Source organism: Acinetobacter brisouisimilis (genome assembly GCF_000368265.1).
Taxonomy (GTDB): Bacteria; Pseudomonadota; Gammaproteobacteria; order Pseudomonadales; family Moraxellaceae; genus Acinetobacter.
In genome coordinates, this window is sequence record NZ_KB851219.1 from 1312428 (window position 1) to 1335035 (window position 22608).

20 protein-coding genes are annotated in these 22608 nt (G+C 39.5%); 5 read left to right on the forward strand and 15 right to left on the reverse strand.

Annotated features, from left to right (window positions below; all coding sequences use genetic code 11):
• Positions 1–2: 2 nt before the first annotated feature.
• On the reverse strand, positions 3–1064 hold the full coding sequence (locus F975_RS09905; protein ID WP_228127417.1) for an efflux RND transporter periplasmic adaptor subunit: 1062 nt from the start codon (positions 1062–1064) through the stop codon (positions 3–5).
• Positions 1065–1862: 798 nt separating this feature from the next.
• Between F975_RS09905 and gabP the strand changes: the two genes are divergently transcribed.
• Positions 1863–3260 carry a GABA permease gene (gabP, locus tag F975_RS09910; protein ID WP_004752840.1) on the forward strand — a complete coding sequence of 466 codons (1398 nt, stop codon included), beginning with the start codon at positions 1863–1865 and terminating at the stop codon, positions 3258–3260.
• Positions 3261–3907: 647 nt separating this feature from the next.
• Here gabP and F975_RS09915 read toward each other — a convergent pair.
• Together F975_RS09915 and F975_RS09920 are read right to left on the reverse strand one after the other, a co-directional pair.
• A complete protein-coding gene (locus tag F975_RS09915; RefSeq protein WP_004752842.1) occupies positions 3908–4204 on the reverse strand; it encodes a hypothetical protein in 297 nt (98 codons plus the stop codon).
• 524 nt (positions 4205–4728) lie between these two features.
• Positions 4729–5025, reverse strand: a complete 297-nt coding sequence (locus tag F975_RS09920) for a hypothetical protein (RefSeq protein WP_004752844.1) — start codon at positions 5023–5025, stop codon at positions 4729–4731.
• Between the two features lie 884 nt (positions 5026–5909).
• On the opposite strand from F975_RS09920, the gene F975_RS15720 reads away from it, so the two are divergent.
• The gene (locus tag F975_RS15720) at positions 5910–6515 is read left to right on the forward strand and encodes a hypothetical protein (protein ID WP_004752846.1); all 606 of its coding nucleotides are present in this window, start codon (positions 5910–5912) and stop codon (positions 6513–6515) included.
• A 92-nt stretch (positions 6516–6607) separates the two neighbouring features.
• Here F975_RS15720 and F975_RS09930 read toward each other — a convergent pair whose 3' ends face one another.
• From F975_RS09930 to F975_RS09940, 3 genes are all read right to left on the reverse strand, one after another.
• Entirely contained in the window at positions 6608–7057 is a 450-nt protein-coding gene (locus tag F975_RS09930) for a hypothetical protein (protein WP_004752847.1), read from the reverse strand.
• Positions 7054–7281 (reverse strand): hypothetical protein, encoded by a 228-nt coding sequence (locus tag F975_RS09935; protein ID WP_004752848.1) that lies wholly within the window; start codon positions 7279–7281, stop codon positions 7054–7056. The genes F975_RS09930 and F975_RS09935 overlap by 4 nt, the downstream gene beginning before the upstream one ends.
• 63 nt (positions 7282–7344) lie before the next feature.
• Positions 7345–8178 (reverse strand): BRO-N domain-containing protein, encoded by an 834-nt coding sequence (locus F975_RS09940; protein ID WP_004752851.1) that lies wholly within the window; start codon positions 8176–8178, stop codon positions 7345–7347.
• Positions 8179–8352: 174 nt separating this feature from the next.
• On the opposite strand from F975_RS09940, the gene F975_RS09945 reads away from it, so the two are divergent.
• The 3 genes from F975_RS09945 (at position 8353) to F975_RS09955 (ending at position 10096) form a co-directional block, all read left to right on the forward strand.
• Entirely contained in the window at positions 8353–8583 is a 231-nt protein-coding gene (locus F975_RS09945; protein WP_004752852.1) for an Arc family DNA-binding protein, read from the forward strand.
• Positions 8584–8705: 122 nt separating this feature from the next.
• The gene (locus tag F975_RS09950; protein WP_004752855.1) at positions 8706–9515 is read left to right on the forward strand and encodes a hypothetical protein; all 810 of its coding nucleotides are present in this window, start codon (positions 8706–8708) and stop codon (positions 9513–9515) included.
• Entirely contained in the window at positions 9500–10096 is a 597-nt protein-coding gene (locus F975_RS09955; RefSeq protein ID WP_004752856.1) for a hypothetical protein, read from the forward strand. The genes F975_RS09950 and F975_RS09955 overlap by 16 nt, the downstream gene beginning before the upstream one ends.
• Positions 10097–10136: 40 nt before the next feature.
• On the opposite strand, the gene F975_RS09960 is transcribed toward F975_RS09955, so the two are convergent.
• The 9 genes from F975_RS09960 to F975_RS10005 form a co-directional block, all read right to left on the reverse strand.
• A complete protein-coding gene (locus tag F975_RS09960) occupies positions 10137–10334 on the reverse strand; it encodes a hypothetical protein (protein ID WP_004752858.1) in 198 nt (65 codons plus the stop codon).
• Positions 10335–10561: 227 nt separating this feature from the next.
• Positions 10562–11209: a hypothetical protein gene (locus tag F975_RS09965; protein WP_004752863.1), complete on the reverse strand. Its 648-nt coding sequence runs from the start codon at positions 11207–11209 to the stop codon at positions 10562–10564.
• 358 nt (positions 11210–11567) lie between these two features.
• Positions 11568–12104: a glycoside hydrolase family protein gene (locus F975_RS09970; RefSeq protein WP_004752865.1), complete on the reverse strand. Its 537-nt coding sequence runs from the start codon at positions 12102–12104 to the stop codon at positions 11568–11570.
• On the reverse strand, positions 12094–12345 hold the full coding sequence (locus tag F975_RS09975; protein WP_004752867.1) for a holin: 252 nt from the start codon (positions 12343–12345) through the stop codon (positions 12094–12096). The genes F975_RS09970 and F975_RS09975 overlap by 11 nt, the downstream gene beginning before the upstream one ends.
• 67 nt (positions 12346–12412) lie before the next feature.
• Positions 12413–13330: a LamG-like jellyroll fold domain-containing protein gene (locus tag F975_RS09980; protein ID WP_004752869.1), complete on the reverse strand. Its 918-nt coding sequence runs from the start codon at positions 13328–13330 to the stop codon at positions 12413–12415.
• Entirely contained in the window at positions 13330–16197 is a 2868-nt protein-coding gene (locus tag F975_RS09985; protein ID WP_004752870.1) for a phage tail protein, read from the reverse strand. The genes F975_RS09980 and F975_RS09985 overlap by 1 nt, the downstream gene beginning before the upstream one ends.
• Positions 16198–16199: 2 nt before the next feature.
• Positions 16200–17234, reverse strand: a complete 1035-nt coding sequence (locus F975_RS09990; RefSeq protein ID WP_004752872.1) for a baseplate hub domain-containing protein — start codon at positions 17232–17234, stop codon at positions 16200–16202.
• 2 nt (positions 17235–17236) lie between these two features.
• Positions 17237–18382 (reverse strand): hypothetical protein, encoded by a 1146-nt coding sequence (locus F975_RS09995; protein ID WP_004752875.1) that lies wholly within the window; start codon positions 18380–18382, stop codon positions 17237–17239.
• A 4-nt stretch (positions 18383–18386) separates the two neighbouring features.
• Positions 18387–22547 carry a transglycosylase SLT domain-containing protein gene (locus F975_RS10005; protein WP_004752877.1) on the reverse strand — a complete coding sequence of 1387 codons (4161 nt, stop codon included), beginning with the start codon at positions 22545–22547 and terminating at the stop codon, positions 18387–18389.
• Between the last annotated feature and the right edge of the window lie 61 nt (positions 22548–22608).

A 22608-nucleotide genomic window follows, 5' to 3' on the forward strand; every position in this document is an offset into this window, starting at 1 on the left:
ATTTATCTAGGAGAATGTCTGCCTTTGTTTGGTGCGGAATCTAAAATGCTGGTATCGACTTTCTGAGCCGTCACGATATTCACTTTAGAGCCATTGCCTAACGAATCCACACCTGTTGTCACAACTTTCTGACCTGTTTTGACTCCAGAGAGAATCGCAGTTTTACCATCTTCGGTTTGCGGGCCAACTTTGACCATCACTTTGTGTGCAACCGATTTTTGGTCAATCACAAACACATATTGCCCTGCTGTACTGGTTTGTATCGCGGCACTTGGCACAACAATCGCGTTATTCAATTCGCCTGTTTGCAATTTGACATTCACAAACTGGTTCGGGAACAGTTTATTGTCGTCGTTATTAAAAGTGGCTTTGAGTTTGACTGTCCCTGTAGTCGAGTCGATTTCGTTACTAATGACTCGTACTTCGCCTTCTGCCAGCATCGTTTTGCCTTGCTGGTCATAGGCTTTCACCATGAGTTTTCCACCATTACGAATCGGTTGAACCACGTCATCGAGTTTGGTTTGTGGAATGCTGAACACCACAGCAATTGGCTTGGTTTGAGTAATGGTTGCAATTGCAGTGGTTGAATCGGTACTGACCAAGTTACCCACATCAATATTACGAATGCCGATATAACCTGAAATTGGTGCGACAATCCGTCCATATTCGATATTGAGTTTGGCTGATGCAATTTGCCCCAAATCAGCTTTAATTGCCCCTTCATATTGCGCTGCAGTTGCAATTTGAGTGTCTAAATCCTGCTTGGCAATCGAGTCTTGTGCATACAAACGCTGATAACGTGCCAATGTCAGTTTGGCATTGTTCAACTGTGCCTGATTTTCTGCGAGCTGCCCTTGATACTGTTGCAAGGTCGCTTCATAAGAACGGGTATCGACCTTTGCCAGTAACTGACCTTTTTGTACATACTGACCTTCTTTAAAATACACTTCCTGCAAATGGCCCTGTATCAGACTGGTCACAGAAACCGTCTGGCTTGCAGTAACTGTACCGAGTGCCGATAAAATCACAGGGACATTGCTTTGGCTTGCTGTAGACACTTGCACTGACGTTGCATTTTTTGGTGGGCCGTTTCTTTTTTGAGTATTTTTATTTTTTACAAAAAAATAGGCGACTGTAACAACCACCAATATCAACAGGCAGACCAATATCAAGAGTTTTTTGCGTTGCATATGACACTCAGCTTGAAATTTAAAAATTTGTGACACAAAAAATTGAATCAGATTGTACGATTTTCATAGATTTGAATTGGGACATAAAAGCTTCTTGGCTTAAGCAATATACGGTCTGCTTCAAGGAAGCTTCAACAAACCTGAATGAGGATCATATCTCATTTGTGTGATTCAAAAACATATATAACAATTATTTACAGGATGCGACTATGCACTAAAAATATGAACCAAGAATGTAGAATAACTTTGGATTTAAGACAATATTCTGTGTGATGGTTGATACTTTCTAGCTGCATGATATGTATTTCTACCAAAATGTTGTGTATTTTTATCAGTGATGTCAATTTAGGATATTGAGTTCTCCAATCAATTATGTTTTATTAAATGCTGCTTGATTATAGGGCCACCCCCTGTATCAGCAAACGCCAAGGACTGGTGTTGATTTAAATTAGAAAGTATTCTTTATCAGGGATTCTTTTGACAGGCAAACCCAAATCTATCCGATTTGGTGATTATGGAATAATGTTTGCTCGCTCTCCCCACAGATGGAATTGTCTTTTCTCTTTCTAGATCAAAAACCAAACTCTTGCATGTGAATACGCCCAAGTTGGTACGCTTTATGCTTATCTACGATGGGGCTTTTATACTTTCGTTTTGCGTAGGTTTTTATTCATGGCACATAACAATCAAGCCAATCTCTCTCAAGGATTAAAAAACCGCCATGTCACCATGCTATCTATTGCAGGTGCTATTGGAGCTGGTTTATTTGTTGGTTCTGGACATGCCATTGCTTCCGCAGGTCCAGCCGTTCTACTCTCCTATTTTATGGCTGGAACACTGGTCGTTTTAGTGATGCGTATGCTTGCCGAAATGGCAGTATCACAACCTGACAGTGGTTCATTTTCTACTTATGCTGACCGTTCCATTGGAAAATGGGCTGGTTTTACGATTGGCTGGTTATACTGGTGGTTTTGGGTGTTGGTTATTCCATTTGAAGCCAATGCCGCAGCGGCCATTATTAACTCGTGGATTCCTGGCGCGCCAGTTTGGCTACTCTCATTCCTGATTACCGCAGCGCTGACTGTCACTAACTTGTTTAGTGTAAAAAATTACGGTGAATTTGAGTTCTGGCTTGCAACGGTAAAAGTTGGCTCAATCATTGTCTTTATTGTGGTTGGCTGTGCAGCAATTTTTGGTTTCTCGCCAGCACCTGAAGTGAATGGTGTCAAACACTTATGGGAGCAAGGCGGGTTTATGCCAAATGGTTTTGGCACAGTAATCGCAGCTTTATTAACCACCATGTTTTCTTTCATGGGTTCTGAAATTGTCACTATCGCAGCCAGTGAATCTAAAGATCCTGAGCGCCAAATTACCAAAGCGACTAACTCTGTGATCTGGCGTATTGGTCTATTCTATCTGGTGTCTATTTTCATTGTTGTAAGCCTGGTGTCTTGGAATGATCCTCGCTTGGCAGAAATGGGGTCATATCAAACTGTATTACAAGTTTTACATATTCCTCATGCCAAACTGATTGTTGATATTGTGGTGTTAACTGCGGTGACAAGCTGCTTGAACTCTGCTTTATATACGGCGTCTCGTATGTTGTATTCTTTAGGCAAACGCGGCGATGCACCTGCTATTACCCGTCAAGTCAACAAAAGCCACACGCCAGTGTATGCAGTATTGATGTCAACAGCGATTGCATTCCTTTGTACTTTCGCCAACTATGCTGCACCAAAAGCGGTCTTTAACTTCCTGTTGGATAGCTCTGGTGCAATTGCACTGTTGGTGTACTTGGTGATTGCTTGCTCTCAACTCAGAATGCGCAAAAGATTAATTGCCGAGGGTAAACCTCTCAGCATGAAAATGTGGTGTTTCCCGTACCTGACTTGGGCAGTAATTGTGTTTATTATTGCAGCGCTGGGTATTATGGCCTTTGATCCAAACCATGTACATGAAATTACCTCAACAGCCATCTTAAGTATCTTGGTGGTGATTTCTGGTCTAATTGTAACCAAACGTCGTCAAGCAAACTTAGGCGTAGGCATCTCCCCAGCAGAAACCAATTAACCCAACATGTACTCAATGCCAGTCAGTTAAGAAATTGACTGGCATTTTCTTCTTTAGAGGCAAATATACAAGATTAAATACAAATATCTTATCTCGTTTATGAGCACTATTTTAGACTAGAGCAGAACTCTACTAGGGCGTCCCGTCCTTCCTCATAATACAGCGACCTTATTTATAATTTATACTAGGTAGCTCTTAAATCTTTGAAAGATAAATACTACGATTCATTCATTTCAAACGACTCAAAAAGTCATCACCGATCAGGCGATGTCAATGATTAGTAAAAGCCCTCTATCGAGAGCTTTACTGGCTTATTATCAAATACCCATCAGTCGCTGCACATCCATTGCATGCCTGTCAGCTTTTTCTGCTATTGCTCTACATCCTACTGTGTAAGCTTCGAATAACTTTCCTGTGGTGGCGCTGTAATTAATTCATAATGGTTTGCTTAGAAGCTACACTGTCTAGTCACTGCTGATTTTTAAGTTGATTACCCTATTCAATCAACTTATGCAAAAGCTAGATACATCGGAATAAAAAAGAGAAACTGCACCAAATTTTTCAAGTTAAGTACAGCCATGTTGGCAGCAATCCGCTCGGCTAAGGAAAATAGAGCATAAAAAACTACTCGAAGGTGGCTAAAGCATCTAAATCCATTTTATTGGGATATTTGGAAAGGCGGCCTGAATATCTTCTATTTTTATGATTTCCTGTACGCCTTCATATTCAATTTCAATTAATGAACCTAAATTATTGAAATGTTGCTTTAAATTATTATGAATTCTTTGAACTTCTTCCAAAACGACATTCAATGGAATACTAGATCTAAGCGAATACCAATCAACCTCAGCACATATATCTAAGTTCTGATTTTCATGCTCTTCAATCGTGATTTCAATTTCATCTTCTTGATGGATGAAGATTACTTTTTCTATTTTTACCATACATTTTCTCCAATTTTTATTATTCACAAACAAGCTTTAATGCTTGTTGTTTTTGTTAACCATATCACATTTTTATTAAAAAACACCAAAAAACCATATTTTGCTATCAAAAAATTAAAATACCCTCTATATCTACACCAACATAGATATTTAAATACTTTATTTCTTTAATAAATTCAATTTATATTCTAAAAATTTAGGCCAAATAAAGCCAAGTTAAAAGATAATATTTCTAAAAACTTGATATTTTAATATTTTTCCAATAGGGAATTAAAATATATTACTCACCATAAAACACACCACTAATAAAATCAATCTTCATATAGGGTTCACTTATCAAACACTATAAATAAAGTTAACCAAAAAACCATCAAATAGAAAGTATTTTTTAATAAAAATCAAAATAATAAAGTTGTATTATCTTTTTAAAAACCCCAGTAAATATGTATATTTACTGGGGTTCCATATTTCATAAGCAGTTCAAAAAGGGAAATTTAAAAACCACCCGAAGGTGGATAAAATAACTAAACCCATTTTATAGGTATATTTGGAAATATATTTTCAATATCTTTTATTTTTAAGATATTACTTACCCCTTGATATTCAATTTCAATTAATGGGCCTAAATTATTAAAATGTTGCTTTAGGTTATTATAGATTTTTTCAATTTCAACCAACACTACGTTCGATCGAACACTAGATTTAAGCGAAAACCAGTCAACCTCAGCAAATAAATGTAAAATTTGATTTGCATGCTGTTTTATAGTGATTTCAATTTTATCTTGTTGATGATTGAAAATTATTTTCTCTATTTTATTCATACGGTTATTCCAAATTGTTATTATGAATCAACAAACTGTAATGTTTGTCGCCGTTGATTATATCATTTTTATTATTAGAGCATGCTCTCAACAAGTGAATCACCTTTCAGCTTACCTACTTTATAAAGTGACCACCTAGTTAAGTTTATTAAATTTCTGGTAATAAAACCCACAATTTTGTGAGCTTTTACCTTTGCTCTCAATTAAATAAACCATAATCTACTTTTCGCGACTGGACAAACATTCACTGTTAAATATTTTAAGTTTCAGATTGGTCATTTATAATTATTAGAGATTGTAATTTCAGGTAAAATAATCAGCTTGTTTATGGAATCATATCAAGAAGTAGAACTTACAGATGAGCTATACAAAGAGGTGTTTAATCAATTCTGTAATTATCTTCAGTAATTTGTATTTTCTTCTGCACTAGACTAAAAGCCTTAGAATTCTGGTTAGTACAAAATAAGCCGAAAACTTACAGAATCCTTGGTGAAATTATTGATTATTTATTCAAATTTACATAAGTTTTGCGAAAAACAAAAAATTACAGCAATAAAAATTGGTAGGCATATCCAGACTCGAACTGGAGACCTCTACGATGTCAATATCACGTTGAGAGTCTGCTAATGCCATGTTTAACAACAAATTTATGGTCATTTTTTCGTGTCTAAACACCCCAAAATTCAAAAATCTAATCTCAATAAAAACAGTCAGTTAGAAATCTATTCCCCGAAAGGTTTTTTCAGATATTTGCAAAATTGATTATAGAAAAATTGTATTAAAAAAGACTCCCTCAAAAGCCCTTTTAAGATTCGCGATTAAACAAGTTCGTTTGATTTTTTAAAATATGTTTAAATACCAAAAAATTCTTGAAAATTATAGTTATGAAATTTATCCCTGCATTTTTATCATTATTTTTTATGACTTCATCGGCTTTTTCAGCATCGACTTCGATTAACTTCATGGAACCCATCAAGGTCAGCAATGCTACTGAAGCAAACTATATAGAGCGATTGCTTCGAGTTCAGTCTGAAAGATATGCCGTAGTCTATCCAGCGTATCAATATAAAAGTTCTGACGAATCTTTACTTAAGTTATGCATGAATACTGGAGCACGTGAAAGTTATGTGGCATTTGTTGAGTTAAACCATGAATTCTTTAATAATCAAAGATTTCAATTGATTGTAGGTGTGGATAAATATTTTTTAAAAGAAAATTATGCTGTGCATGGCAATAAGTGCAAATCAATCGAAAATTCAGAACTACACACTGCAAAAAGCCGAGCATTTACAGAGGCAGACGTTAAGGCTAGAGCCAAAGCAAGGGCTGATGCTGAAATTGAGGCTAAAGCCAAAGCAAAGGCTGATGCTGAAGCAAGAGCGAAGACTGAGGCTAAGACCAGAGCAACAGCCGCAGCAAAAGCAGAGGCAAATGCTCGTGCTATAGCCGAAGCCAAAGCAAGAGCTGAGGCAGCAGCTACTAGCTATTAGAAAAGATATAGACAGCACAAACTACTCTCTCCAATAACTCTCATAAAAAAGACTCCCGAAAGAGTCTTTTTTACACTCAAAATGGCGCAGAATTAAATCACTGTGCTCGCCACTTCATAATGTGTTTTGTCTAATTTGCCCTGTTTAAATAACCAGCTTGCGACCTCTGGCCAAGAGTACATTGCCGACTTAGATGCCAGTCCATACATGGGTCTTGGAAAGTTGCCATCGCCACGTTTGTTTTGAGCGTACAGTGAAAGTGCCTGTCGGCTCATGCCTGCCCGTTCTGCCATTTCAGAGAGTGTAGAAAAGCCTTGTTCCTCTACGATCAAATCTGAAAAGCCGAGTGAGCGGATGTTATCTAAAGCCGATCTGATGGCTTGTGCTGCGCTCGGTGCTTCCCGATCAAACTCTAGGTAGATGGTGTCGTTATAGCTACAGAGCAATGCATCGTCACAACCCGCTTCAAAAAACTGGTCTTCAAGATCGGCTAGATCTGAACGTGCATCACGTACCACTACAGTGAAGTGATATGTATTCATAGTTCATCTCCGTTGCATTGTTTAACTTTACGAAGGATTTGTTTTGCATGAGTTTCTGGGTCTTTAGGCGTACTCCAGACACTCATTTGATGTTCGGCATGTCCGAGCACGCATTTTAAGCGACAAAATGCATGCCCTGATTTGCCTGTATCTACAACATCCCAACCGTTGTCTATCGCATATTCGATGGCTTCCCGAATATGCTTATTAGGATGTTTTTTCATTTTTAATCCTTAAACTAAGGTTTAAATTATATGCACATGTTGACATTTGTCAACACGCTAACCTTACGCAGGTGCATTAAACCAGTTTGGATTGGTATCCATGATTTCCCCGTTAGACATGTTAACGATGCGGAAATCTTTGCTAATCAGTGGCTGGCTGTTTGAGCCACGCATGTTGTAGCGCTTGCTCACATCTAGTGCCAATTCATTTGCTCGGACGATCAAACTTGAGTACTTGAGATAGTCCTGCATGTTTAAAAATCTGAGCGCGTTCCAGACGTGCATCATTTTAAAGTTTTGGTTAATGACCGCCTCAACGAGTTGTTGGATCTGCTTTTGGTCTTGGCGTTGTAGTTGGTGACTTTGTGAGACCACAGCCGTAAGGTTATGCACGTACTCGACAGCGTAAGGCAAACTTTCCAGTGGAATGTCTTCAACATTTTCTACGTCAAAGCGTTGGTGCAGCATGGTGTAGATTTCCACCATATTGAAACTAGACTTGCTGACCAGTAGCCCAACTGCTTCGGCAAGTGGAACTCGGTCTTGTATGACAGTTTTGGCTTTGGGTTGTACTTCTTTGTCAAGTATGTCCAAGACCCATTTGCGGAATTCTTTGGCGACTGGGGTGCGGGCAAAGAATGTGATGAGATGCGCCCCACGTAATGAGAAAATACGATTCTCCATCTCAACTGAGCCTGTTGCTCTAATGACCGTCAATTTGACGGTCGTTGTCATATCGGAAGTAAATTCATCTGAATTACGATTATAAATTTTAGATACTGCATCAACACGTGAATATCCTAAAGCTCGTGCTAACTCCGATGATGTGATCCAAATTTGGTCATCGTTTTGTTGTATAGGGTGAAATTGTGTTGTATTGAATGTTAAACTATTCATATCAGTTTTCTCACTATGAAGATTGATAACTCGCCCCGTGATCCGCCAAGATTGTTTGGGGCGTTTTTATATCCCTGCTAGGGATATAATTAATTTATTCTCATAATAAACTCTTGTCAATCCCTGCTGGGGATACTATTATTTTAAAAATCATTAAACTTTAGAGTTTGTAAAATGGGAAGAAATCTTGGTGTGGAATACAAAATGCGTATGTCCCAAGAACTAAAAGATAAAATTGCAGAGTCTGCTAAAGAGCTGAATCGCTCTATGAATGCGGATATTGTAGCTCGCCTTGAAGAAAGTTTTGAACAGAAAAGCTTTGAGAGTTTGGAGAACGTGCCGACTGAAGATTTGATGAAAGAGTTGGCTAAGCGTTTAGATGGATTTAGTGTGGTGGCGAAGTAATATCACTGATAAATTTATGGAAAATCTTTAGTGGAAATCTAACTATTAACTTTATGAAATAATTAGATTACGTTACCAATCAAATTAAAAATTAATCAATAAACAACAATATAGGCTTTTAAATGTCCAACAAAATAATAAATGCTAATTCTATTCATTATGCGCTTGTTAAAGGTCTGCATGATACTTGGAATGAGCAGTTTTATATGACAGATGACCCATATAATAATTTAAGACCAGAATATCTAACAACAGCTTCTGTTTGCTATTCTCTAGCAGATTTTGTTTCAAGTACTCAGCTCAGAGGATATATCATTGTTAGAGCTGAAGAATTAACTAAAAAAATTTGGAAAGATTTAAATTTGGTAAAATCCTTAAATAGAAATAAAAGAAAAAATAAAAAGAAAAAAATAAAATTTAAAAAAGATTCAGCGCGAAAAGGAAATACTGACATTACACTTTTCCAAAAATTAAATGGGCATGAATGCCCATTTGCAATCATAGAAAATAAGGAATATTTAAAATTTACCAAACAATATAAAATGTATAGTGCCAGTAGAAATGAATTTAAAAAAGACATTAAAAGAAATATTGAATTTTTAAATGCGACAAGATTTCCAAACACAATTGGGATAGAATATACAGCATTTACATTTTTCATAAATGATACATATAGCACAACAGAAACAGAAAGCAAAGATTTCTTAAAACATATAAATAGATATTTTCAAAAACTCTTTTCTATATATAAAAAAAAATATCGAGACCTTATATTTGAATTTGAAATAGGCTCTCTAATAATGCTTCTTCCTAGCAGCACATCTCAACAAGAATATATATGTGATGATGGATCTAAAGATGATACTTGTCATCAACTATATGGTGTTATTAGTATTTTTCGCAATGGACAGGTAATATGTGGACACATCTAAGCACTATTTTAACCTTCATCTCTAGCCTTGCGATCATCACACCGATCATTAAGTTTATTTTTCTAAGATCATATCGAACACAGCTTAAAAGAACGTCTTTCATAGAAAAAAGAGATTTGCTAGAAAAGTTCTATAATGAAAGTTATAAAAAACGTGGCTCTAGAAATAAATTTCTACTCCAATGTGACGCTAACATTTTGTTAGGTGAAGATAAATATTCATATCAAACTATTTTTTCTGTCTTAAAATCTGACTATCAACATTTCTACAAAGTAATAAATAATTTAAAATATGCGAAACAAATAATTAAAGAAAAGAAAATTGGTAATAATATTATTTTGTATTCTCCTTACAGTAAAAAAATATTGTATGTAATTTTTTTCGTTATAATTATAATTTATCTTATTGTAGCAATTTTATGGTTAAATCATAACATACAAAATTATATAGAATTTCAAAAAATCGTTTCTAACATTAAAATGGATTTAATAATGATAGGTGCATGTTGTCTTACTCCTATCGCAGCACGAATAAGAGTTGCATTAGATCTTGGAGAAAAATTACCTATTCAATTTAAATAAAAAAGCACCATGAGGTGCTTTTTTATTACTATTTAAAATATTATTCTTCAGAAATGTGCTTCTCACATAAAGCACACTCTTCGCCATAATCAGAATCATAATCTCCAATTTCATTAACTATCGGAGAGTCTTCGGAATTTTTATAACGCTGGATACATTCATCACAAACATTAACTTCTGGATATTGCTCAGACGCTCTATCAGAAGACATATCACCCAATATCGTACAAGTCTTCATATTTTCCTCTTCTTATTAAAGAATATTACATAAGCTAGAATATAAGAAATTGATCTTTTACCCTAAGCATATAAAATTTGAATTATTTTAAAAATTTGTCAACCAATTTTTATTGCTGAATTTTAACTTTGTCAACCAAATGTTCTTTTTACGGCGTGATTTGATAAATAACAAAGCATCATCAGATGCTCTTTGATTTATGCACTAAATACTCACCCAACCAACCTTTATGATCCACCAAAAAATTCGGATTTACTGATATGTCTATTGCTAGCTACAACAGTTTGATGACAACATTTAATGCCACTATTATGAATGACATATCCATTCACAGTATTTTCTCTCGAAATCAAAAAATCTTTATTTGAATCATGGTAGCTAGTGAATGTTCCCCAAAGGTTCTCTAAACCTTGCCATGTGCCACCATTTGGAAGCGCATAATTCACTGAATAATCGCCCAAAGGAACATTCAGCTCCGCTGTCCTGTCTTGTGGCAACTGAATCACCGCAGCAATTTTGTTGGTAGCTTTATCTCTAACTGTAAAAACCACATCATAATTTTCAGCTTCAAATGTAATTTTTCCAACCGCAGGCTCTTGATTTCTAAAAAAATACATCACTTTCTTTTTAAACGGAACAGCATTTTGTTTTTCTTGTAATTGCTTCTGTTCAGCAAGATTTTTAAGCCTAATCAGCTCATTCTGTTCATTGGTATTGTCTGGCTTTGACATGTTCTCTACCAAAGTGGCAGATGCTTCACGCTTACTTTTGATAAACTCTGATATGTAATAGGCTAAAACTACGGTAACAACAAGACCAATAATCGTAGTTACTACCTGATTATTATTTTTGTTCTTTTTTGGATTGTATGCCATGTATCCCTCTAAAATTAAAAGTTTTTATATTTTATCTTTTGGTATTTTTTCACAATAAAGAAGATATGTAAATAAAAGGATCTCGACTAGAGAATTTTACTCCAAACGATGGCTGACCAACCCTTTAAACATAAAAAAAGCCATGTGAGTGTTCACATGGCTATAAAACGAAAAACTACAGCGTACGTTAAAAAATAATTTTATATTCAATATAAGTATACAAAATTATTTAGAAAAATTGCCAAATATTATTTTTATTTTTTAATTCAGGAATGACATTCCTCACTATTATGACAGCGTCCAAAAAAAACAGGCATAAAAAAACGCCACACGGCGCTCAGTCTCAAAAATGCAGTAGTCATGAATTGGCCCCTATGCATTTGTCATAGCGTTCCACTTGCCGCAAATACACGCCATAGCAGTTATTGCTACGAATTGAACAGTCACGCCCAGCCGCATATTTATATTTCAGCAATGAATTGCATGCCTGTGTGTACTGCCCTGTTTTGAGATTCTTCAGCATGGATGACTTCGCCCAAGTAGTTTGCCCGAACTGGTACGAGAAATCGGCATACAGATCATATTCATCTTGCGACAGTTTGATCCCCTGCAAGGACTTGTTGAACACTGAGGCATCTTTGGCGTAGTGTGCTTTCAGATACTCAAGCCCCTGCTTTTTAGACACGGGTGGATCTGTCATTTTGACCTTGCGACCGTCAGGATGAACAGTGTTGCCAAATGCCACTGTAGGAACACCGCCAATGTCTTTATACGGTACAGAACGAAAACCCTCTTTTGAACCTGTATAAGCCACGCCAGGATCGCTTACTCCAGATATAAAAAAACCGCCTATCGCGGCGGCTAATGTTCCAATGACATAGTATTTAGTCTTCATTCGGTTTCCCCTTTTTTAAAGATTCGAGATAGGCTTGGTGTTCAATCGCATCGCGCTTATCTTTCTTTCGGGCATAGTGCCAGTTCATCACCAAGCCCCCTGCACCAATGAGTACACTGATCCAGAACCCCAAATCCAGTGATGCCAACCACGATGAAAATGCGCCAATACTTCCGCCATACATCGCAGTTTTACTGGCGAGTAGCGTTGAAGCAGTGCTATCGAATGTCTGTTCAGACACGGTTTCCCCCTTATTTTTGGCAATAAAAAAACCACCTTAAGCGGTGGTCATCTTTCAATTTTAATCATTAAGCAGCAACAAACTTACGTGTAGGCGGTGTGAAACCTGCAACATTATAACGTGCATGACGCGTTAAACGCCACGAATCCCAATAGGAGGCTGTGCCATCACCGATATATGAACCTGAACCCAAATACAGAATTGTTCCTGTCAAACTAAATAAGGTGTAATCAGATGTATAGCCAACTAATACCCCATCTACAAATACGTAAAATACTCCTTCTTTGCGCATTAAACAGCTATGTTGCATCTCTCCCGTTATTACAGTTCGATCAGTCTGTATCGGTGCAGGGAAAGAACCATTATCTCGTAAAATTAGATTAAAACCTGCTGTAGCGCTTGTCGGAAATTTACAGAATAATAGACCTCCTTGCGTATCCTGTGAGCCGATTGCAAATAGACGACCATTATCAACTCCCCCGTTAATACTTTTAAGCCACATTTCTGCAGTAAAATCTGAAGTTCCTAAAGCTGTACAAGGCAATGAAATTCGGTCATAACTGCCGTCAAATGCAATCGTGCCATCACTAAACTTTGGCGTTGCCAGCGATGAGCTTACAATTTTGGCATCACCTTCTACTGTAATACTTCGAGCATTTGCCGATGAATCTACAATTGCAGTGGATGGAAAACTGCTGGCATCAGCAAAGATCAGAGAATCCACCAAACTAAAGTAAGGATCATTGTTGGTGGCATCGATACGCAACTCATCACTTAATTTGCTTCGAGTTCCATTAACCGATGCAACTCGATAATAATAGGTTTCCCCTTCATTCACTGTTTGATCTGCATAACTTGTCGTTCCTGCGGCAACTGTTGCCAGTACCTCTGGCAAAGAATCGGTATCAAATGATGCTGTATCCCGATAAATCCATTGTTGATCGATGTCACCATCAACATTCCAATTTAATGTTACTGTACCCATTAGTCTGTGTACTCCGCAGTTAAATTGTAAGGTGCAGAAAAATAGCTCGCGTATGCAAATGTATGTTCAAATATTTGAAGACAGGTGTGCTGATCTCTAACGGATTGCAGTTGAACTCGATAATTTGCATGGTCATAAGCAGTCATATCCAGTTCATGACTTGCGACATTACCCAAACTTTCAGCATCAAGTAACACCGTTTCCTGATCATCAATTCCAATCAATGTCAGTAAATATTCAATACCCTCTTCCACGTTGATACTCGCCGCTGTCCACGCCAGCGGTACAGCACTGGTTTGCACAATCCGATTACGATGCGCCCAAGTCAAAATCAGGGCACCTGTGACCTCTGCTGGAAAATACTCCCCATTGATCTGGACATTGGCAGGTGGATAAGGGCGAATGGCACGTGCTGCACAATGAATTGAATGTGCTGTCGCTTCACTGAGTTCTAGAATGTCGGAACCCGTCAGCGTCAATGCTTTCAGTGCCACGGTTTCACCACTGAGATATTCTGTACTGTCCAAACCTGAGTAATTGTCCCATCCGTACAGTCGTGCTGCTGCACTGTGCTTTTGTACTGTGGTATCAAATACCCCACGTTTTACCGTCAGAATATGGGTAGTAGTGTCAAAACTGACAAATGCCATCAGCTCATCATCGAGCTGGATACGGTCATTGACTTTCAGCAAGTTAAACTCAGCTACATTTGCAACTTCAAAGGCTGTATCAAAATAGCCAATCGCGGCTTTTAAAGTCGCGCTCGGGCAAAAATCCAGTGTGCCTTCTTCAGCATAGCCTGCCCCTGAGTTGCTGTATAAACTGGCATTGATGTGGTAATTGTTAGGACGTACCGCAGCCATTCCAACAAAACTCAAGTCAGGATTTGCTGATAGTTTTTGATCAATTTCAAATTGCCCATATTGTTCAACCAACTCGATATAAGGCACTTCAAAAGCGATCGCTGTGGCATCTTGGGCAGATTTGTTGACTCGAGTGATTGGCGTATACTCAACAACTGCGGTCATGGGGTTGCTAAAGGAATCTTCGACAGCCTTGACTGAAATCGTATTATCGACCCCATCCCCAAATTTAATCTCAGTCACCCGAAAGATGGCTTCGGACAAGCCATAACGTGTATTAGACAGTTTAAATGGATGACCTTTATTCCAAAGCACTGCCACTGCCTCTGTGGTTTCAAACTCAATACTCGCCAGTTCTGTCGATAAGGTTTTTAAATCACGTAATGCAAGAACACTTGCCAAGTCATTGTTGGATACTCCCTTATAGTCAATATCTTGAGAAGATACGCCACCTTGCTGGGCAATCCGCCCAATATCCTGCACAGTAAGCGTCGAATCCTTTTCCCGACCACTATCGTAATAGGTCACAGAAACTTGATTGATGCAGTCCGCCAGGGTTCTACGTTCAAAACCCAAAGACCGATAATGACTTTCTGTTAAAACATCTAAGGTATGCTTGTCATAATCATCACGGATGAGTTTTAAAGTCCACAGATTTGAAACACGATCGACATAGAGTTCACCATTAATATGATCCAGCACATTGCTAATAAAATCTTTAATGGTCTTGGATTCACTCCATGCCAATGACAGCCCTAGCCCCTCGTCATACAGGGTATTTGCCGCAGATCTAAAACTCTGATCATCAATCTGTGCAGTGGTTGCCCCTTTGCCCCACAGGGTATTGGTCAAACACTCACGAATGATATGTGCTGCATTTAAATCTCGATAGGATTTGGTTTTAATTGAGAATGATAAAGACAGATAAATCCCGCCTGTAGATCCTGCGGGAATGCAATCCACAGCGGCCACAAAGAGTACGTTGGTTCCTGTCTTGATCAGATCCTCTGAAATCGTTGCAGTACTGTTGTAATATCCTGTTGTTTCAAAATCAATCTGCACACCATTAAAATATAATACTGCACCATCATCATGATCGAAGTTAACGGAGATGTCCCCATAGTCGGTATTGTCATCCACGATCAGATAATGGCGGATCATAATGGCTCGACCCGCAGCAGAAGCTACTGCCGTATTGGGTACAGCAAGTGGCGCAGTTGATATAGTCCCAAAGGGTCCCTGCGCTGAAATCCATAAATCATCTACATAATCCAGCCCTGCATATTCTGATAACTGGGATAAGTTGGTAAAGCCATCCTGAACGTGATATAGGAAGTAACCATCTGCATCGACTTGATCACCATAGCGAAAAATCTCGGCTTTTTCGTCATACCATTGGGTTTCACCATTTTGTAGCGTGTGAATCCGCTGTACACGCCACTTTGAGTCTGGCATGGTTGGCGATGTTCCAATGTAAACATCTTCCAGAATGACAGATAACACCCCACGCCAAGCTGATTGTAGAACATCGCCAAAGATTCGGGTAAATGCAGGATGTTTGGCTTGGTCTGATTGTCCAAATAAAAAGAAGAAATAACCATAGATTCCCCCTGATTGTTCATTGCCACCAAATAAATTTGTTTTATCTATTAAAACTGCTGCATTTTCAGAAATAGTCGTATTCATTGCAGTTTTTGCGCTGAATTTGATTTTTGAAACATTATCGACTGGACCATGACACAAAATTAAATGTGCAGAAGCAAAATATTTGTATCCAATAGTCTGTTTTTTCTTTTTAATGGCTTCGGGTGTACCCGCCTCAAATGCCGCAACATTGGGAGCAACATCGCAAGTCCCAAAAATCACGGTAATTGAACCCCCTTCATCTGATGTGGTTGCCTCTAATGTGCCTGCTGTTAATGAGGTTTTTTGGGCTTTTCGTGCCTGTATGTAGCTATAAACAACAAGAATTGCCATCACCACATAATAGATAATCTCCCACATAATTAGATGATCCTCACGATGGTTGGGTTATCTTCGGGAATGTATGGAAAGCCCATAAAATTATCGGTATTGCCAAAGTTATTACAGGCACTTATTGAATGCACGCAACCAGGATAAACATAGACATAATGCACATTGGCAGCCGTAGCATCGTAATCCTGTTGAGCGAGGTCAGTGCCTACAATTGCTGCATCTAAGGCTGCTTGCTTCTGATCTACTCGCAGTTGTGCAGTGGCATAATCATCGGCATAGTTTGGGCTACTCGGATCAAGTGCATCACGTTCCATTACAACTGTGTCATAACTGGTTTGTGCAATGGACTGATGACTTTGCGCTGTTGCCAATGCTGTGGCTGCATCAGCAAGCACATCCAGATCTTCATCACTGGTTAAGTAATCTGATAACGAATCCAGCCGCCTAATCAGGGTCATTGTATTTTGGGTACTCGACTCAATGGAGATATAGACATTGTTGCTATTTTTAAGCATGCCAAGCATGAAGTAATTATCGGCATAGCCTTCCAGGCCTCTCAGTACAACCGTAACACCACCAACAGACTTGACTGTACTTTGTACCGCCCAAGCATCTTTATCCAGTTTGCAACCCTCACCATATAAATCATGGGCACAAGTCCGCTGGTACTTGTAACGTGCACCCACGCGCGCCAGACTGGTGTAGTCATTTTCAAAGGTTAGAATGATGGTTGCAGCGTCAGGCTTGACACCAGTTAAACGCCCCTGCCAAAGTAATGAAACTGTACCGCTCTGATACTTGCTGAGTGTCAGAAAAACCACCTCTTCCAGTGCCGATCGCAGACAGCTTTGGGCAAATTCAGAGTCAGCCGCAAAAGTCACTTCCAGACTGTTTTTCTCCAGATCACTACTGGAACTGATCGAACCACGCTTAATCGCCAGTTTGTTCCAGGTGACTTCGCCAACAGTGACATCCTTATCCCCTGAGCTATAACGAAAGATTTGTGAACCACGCACGATGGTATAAAGCTCGCGTCGGGTTCTTTCTCCAAATAATCCAAACATGTTTAAACTCCCAATTCCAGAATCGGCACAGCAACCTCGGCAATACCTGCACCTTGATAATTTAGTGTGATGTTGTCAGCATCGAGGCGATGCAGCCCCAGATAGGAAATCCGTTGAATATTCAATGCAGCCTTGTTCAGCGTAGGTGAAATCATCAGTTGTACAGTCGATGATGAAGTTAGGCTTGATTCGGTAATCGTATGCGCTGTCCAAACACCATTGCACTTGATCGCGATATGCTTGCGCTGATCTGTAAGCTGTTTGTACTGATCTGCTTCAACAACTAGCGTTGTGGTGACTGTACCCGTACTTTTAGAGCGTAGATTCGATTCATAAGTCGGCAACCAAAATGGACGATAACGCCCCTGTCGTCGAAACAGAAAATTCTTATAGTCTCGAACCTGCTGCTGCCCTTTGAGCACAGCACGATACTGCTTGCTATAACGGGCAAAATTCCAGTCTGTGCTTTGGTAAATCTCACCCATGCCATTATCAAGAATATTCTGCTGCTGGCTGATCGTGGCTTGCATGGCATCCCCTGAATAGGTCAGATTGAAGAAATACAGATCATCCCCTAGAAACTGCACAGGCGCTTCAGGCTCAATAGCGGGTTCATCCACCACGATAAAATCAACCGACATGGATGCATGAATGCCACTGATATTTCGGGTGATGTCCCCGTTAATAAAGCAGACCCTCACTGGGTATAACTTTGCGCTGTCAAAATTAATGACTTCACTCAGTTTTAACCCTGTTGCCTGCACTTCAAGTATTTCGACCAGTTGCACACCCACATCATTTTTAAGCAGTGCCAGTGAGTTATTCCGAAAATCATAAATGTCGGTGTTGCAGGCAATAAAATCACTGCTGACATCACCTACAAATTGACGTTCCTGATAAAGCGGCACAGCCCAAAGCTGACGAATACCACCCCACTGCACATTGAACTGTTGAGCTACAGCTTGACGTACACTTAAACAAGAAAAGCTCAGCGTTTGCCGAGCTTTGTCCTTGAGTGGAGTGCGTTGTTCTGTACCGTCCGAGGCCTCAAAAATATCGGTTTTAAAGCCGATACTTTCATTTGCCCCAACCAGTACAGGCGTGGTGAGCAGAATCAGATCACCATACAAATTGGTATTTACCTTCATACTGTTATCCGATGATCGCTTTGATTGTACTACGGTTATTTTTGATGAAATTCACAAAGGTTCGTGTACCTGCTGGCGTTGCCACGTAATCCCCCATCATGCTTAAATCAACAATATTGTTCACCTGAATATGCTGTGGCTGTACCGTAGTTGTATTAGTTGCTTTTTCACTCAATTGATTTGCAATTCGGCTTTGAGATGCAGAAGCATCAAGCCCAGCAAAGCCACCAACAACGCCACCATCGGCATAACCACTAATACCACCACGACGCGCACGCTCTACAGCGACAACACCGCCTGACCGAGCAACGTCCTGTTGTGACCAAACCACTTCGCCTTTATGCACAACACCTGCAACATCATACTTGCCACCTGTACCTGTGTAGCCACCGTCATAAAACTCAGCACTGACAGAACTAATATTAGAAATAATGCTAGCCGTTGCAGCAGCAACAGAAGCCATTGCTCCTAAATTGGCAGGAAATGCAAGCGAGGATGCTTTTGCAATACCAGTCTGAATTGCAATCATGGACTGAGCAATGGCAAAGGCTTTCTGCACCACAAATGCTGCTTTGTAAGCTGCACTTTGCTCACCGAAAGCCCCTTTCATCGTTTCAGTCATAGAGCCGAAAATCTGTTCTCCGTAGTAAAGCTCAGTTTGAAGCTGTAACTGCTTAGATGCGTTTTGAATATCTTGATCACGTTGAGCAGCATCCGCACGAATCTGCGCACGTTCATCTTCACCCTGCTGCACAATATCATTGAGCTGAGTTTGGTACTCCTGTTCAGAAATCAGTCCTTGGCTATATTGATCAGCTAAACCAGTTGTCAGATTATCTTGCGCGTTCTGGCTTCCACCCAATTGCGAATCACGTAACTCATTACTACCCTTTTGCAAGTCTTTAATGGTTTGATGATTCACATCAAACTGATTGGTTGGTAGTCCGATTGCAGAGTTATAAGCATCTTGGTATGCTTTTTGATTATCCTCTACCAATTTTTTGAGTGACTTCTGCTGTGCCAACTCTTGATACGCTAAGCGAGCATCAATCTCCTCTTTACTGATGCCTGTAATATTTTTGAGCTGCTCATGTTCAAGTTGATAACGCGCAGTCACCATTGCTGCTTCAGTCAATAAGCCTTCTTGTGCTGCTAAAATGCGTGCATCCCGCTCCAATTCAGCATTTTTTAAATTGTGCTGAAAGTCAGCATCTTTTGCAGCAAGAATCTGCTCACGTGCTTTATCCGATAAGCCTTTATTCTTAACGATTTCATCACGTTCAATTGCATATTGCTGTTTCATCAACTCGATTGAGTCCATAGTCGCTTGCTGAGCAGATAAAACCTGTTGAGCTTCTTCACGTTTGACTGCATCAATCTGAGCCTGCATTTGACGATCTAAAGTAGCCATAGCATCCTTACGCTCTGCAGGTGATTTGCTTAAATCTGCTTCTGCCAGCATCTTTTTAACGTCATACTCATTTTTTAATTGAGTAATACGATCCGTTTCAAAGGCATGTAGCTGGTTGTACTCATCCTTTTCTTGCGCATGTAGGGTTAGAAGCTGACTCTTGTACAATTCCGCCTGCTTTGTTAAAGCATCTGTTTGAGCTGAACCTGTCAGAGTTGAATTAATCGCTTTGATCGCTTCGGTATTGTCTTTAGCAAGTTGTTGCTCTTTCGTATAATACTTACTACGAATCTCAAGCTCTTTATCCTGCCGAACTTTTGTCGCTTCCGCAGCTGCTTTTTGCTGTGCCAGTAAGTCGTCCTGACTTGGCATTGAAAGTGACTGATCAATTGCACTCTTTCCATTTGCAGCTGCGATAAACATATGTGCATTTGAAACATAATTCTTGGTTCTTGGCCCAATATTTTTACCTTTTTCAACATTGCCTTCACCAGCATGATACGCGGCAATTGCTTTGTCCCAATCCCCAAATCGGTTATAGAGATATTGAAGGTATTTCGCTGCACCTGCGGCACTTGATTCGACACTGGTAACATCCACACCAAATCTTTTTGCGGTCGCAGGTAAAAACTGGAATGAACCCTGAGCACCACTTTCTGATGTTAAAAGTTTGCCTTTTCGATAGGTATCTCCGCGACTTTCATTCATCATAATTGCTGAAAGAATTCCAGATGGCAGACCATATAAACTTTCTTTATCTGCAAAATTATACTTTGCAGCATTCATTTGAACTTTAGCAAAGGATTTGCGTAATGCTGGGTCTAACTCATAGTTTTTGCTATAAAAATCTTTAACTGTTGCAGCTACCGTTTGATTGCCGACTGACTTTTTATAAGCATTATCACCATTTATGCGTTCTTGTGTATCTGCATAAGCTTCAGCTTTATCGCGACTAAATCCATGTTTTCCAACCAACTCCTGAATATATTGTTGACGTAATAAGTTCTTTTCAACACTGCGTACATACTCCATCTGTTTCTGAGTGAGAAGTGCATAAGCCACTGCTGTATTCTTTGTTGCATCAGCATGCTGTTGCTGTTTTTTCGCAGCTTCATCAGTTTTTTGATTGAGCTGATCTAAAACATCTTTTTGCTGACTATAGGCTGATTTAGCTCCATCATGGGCAGAAACCAAATCCCGAATCTTGGTGATTTGTTCATCGCTGACACCGTTAATCGATTTTACTGCGCTATAGAATTGATCGGCTGTAATCTTGCCTTGTGAATATTGCTGAAATTGCTGCTGGATCTGCTGTGCAACCTTTTCGGAAACACGCCCTGAATCTTCTAAATAGCCGATATAAGCATCAAGTTCAGAGTAAGCAAAAGTATATTTTTCTCCTAACTCTTTAACTTGCTTGGTCAACTGACTAATTGCCGTATCTTTTTGAACAGCATTAAGTTTTTCGTACTTCTGGCACAATTCATCGACAGATTGACCCTGAGTATCCAAAACTTGGGCAGTATCTTTGGTATTGTCTTTCAGCAATAGATAAGATGCGGCAACTGCTGCAACGGTCAGACCTAGACCGACTGGCCCGCCTAAAACCCCAAGTAACCCGCGCCCAACATTGGCAGCAGTCAGTTTGGCGGCATTATTTGCAGCTTGTGCAGCCGTATCTGCTTCTAGTGCAGCAGCATGTGCAGTTTGTAGTGGAATTAAAGTGCTTTCAACAAAAGCCAAGCGCTGCATACCAGATAAGCGAGCCAGTTGTGCTTCAGCATTTGCTAACTCAATACCCGTAAGCTGTACAATACGGGCTGACCGTGCTGCTTCAATCTCAGTATTGAGCAAGATTTGCTGGCGTTCAGCGATTAAACCTGCGATCTTGTCATAAATCCCAGAAACGTATTTTCCCATAGCAGGTACAGCAGCACCAACCAGATACGCCCCAAGTACAGTGGCAACAGCTTTGACCTCATCCATGTGGGTCATGACTTCTTTCAATGCAGGGACAGCAACATTGACCAGCTCAGCTTCAAAACCTTGCCATTGCAAATCTAAAAGCTGTAGGTTTTCTTTGGCAAGCGCCAAATCCTTAACCATACTGTCAGATAAGATTGAACCTGCTTGCTGAGCTGCATCTCCCCATTTCTGAAAGCCTTTACCGCCATTTTCAAGCAATGGAATAAGTAATGAGGAATCTGAAATGATTGATTCCATATAGAATTTCATATCATTGGTTGATGCGCCTGCTTTTTCCAATGAATCATAAAAAAGCTGCAATGCTTCAGGACCTGATAGCTTTTGGAACTGATCAATCGTCACCCCGACACGTGGAGCAATATCGTTAAAAAAATCTGCTAATGGCCCACCGCCAGTACGCTGAAAATCTCCGATACGGTCTTGCATATCTTTCATTTTGTCAGCAAAGGATTCCATCGAAATTCCTGCTGTTTCAGCACCAACAGAATAATATTGGAATTGCTGAATAGAGGCATTGGATAGCTTGGCAAATTTCTGAATATCATTGCCAGCATCTACAAATTTCTCAGCATATGCCATAACACTGGCAACAGATAATCCAGCCGCAACTGCACCCAATGCTTTGACAGCCAAAGATGCAACATCAAATGATTTGGCAATTTTTTTAGTCGAATCCTCTGCCTGACGTTCAGCCCGTTCTAGAGGCTCGGTAAACGAGCTGATACGGGTCACAAGATCAAGGGTTAAACGACCGAGAGATGCAGCCATATTTACTTTCCTCTAGATAATAAAAAACCCCGCTAGGCGGGGTTTACATATTCAAATTTAA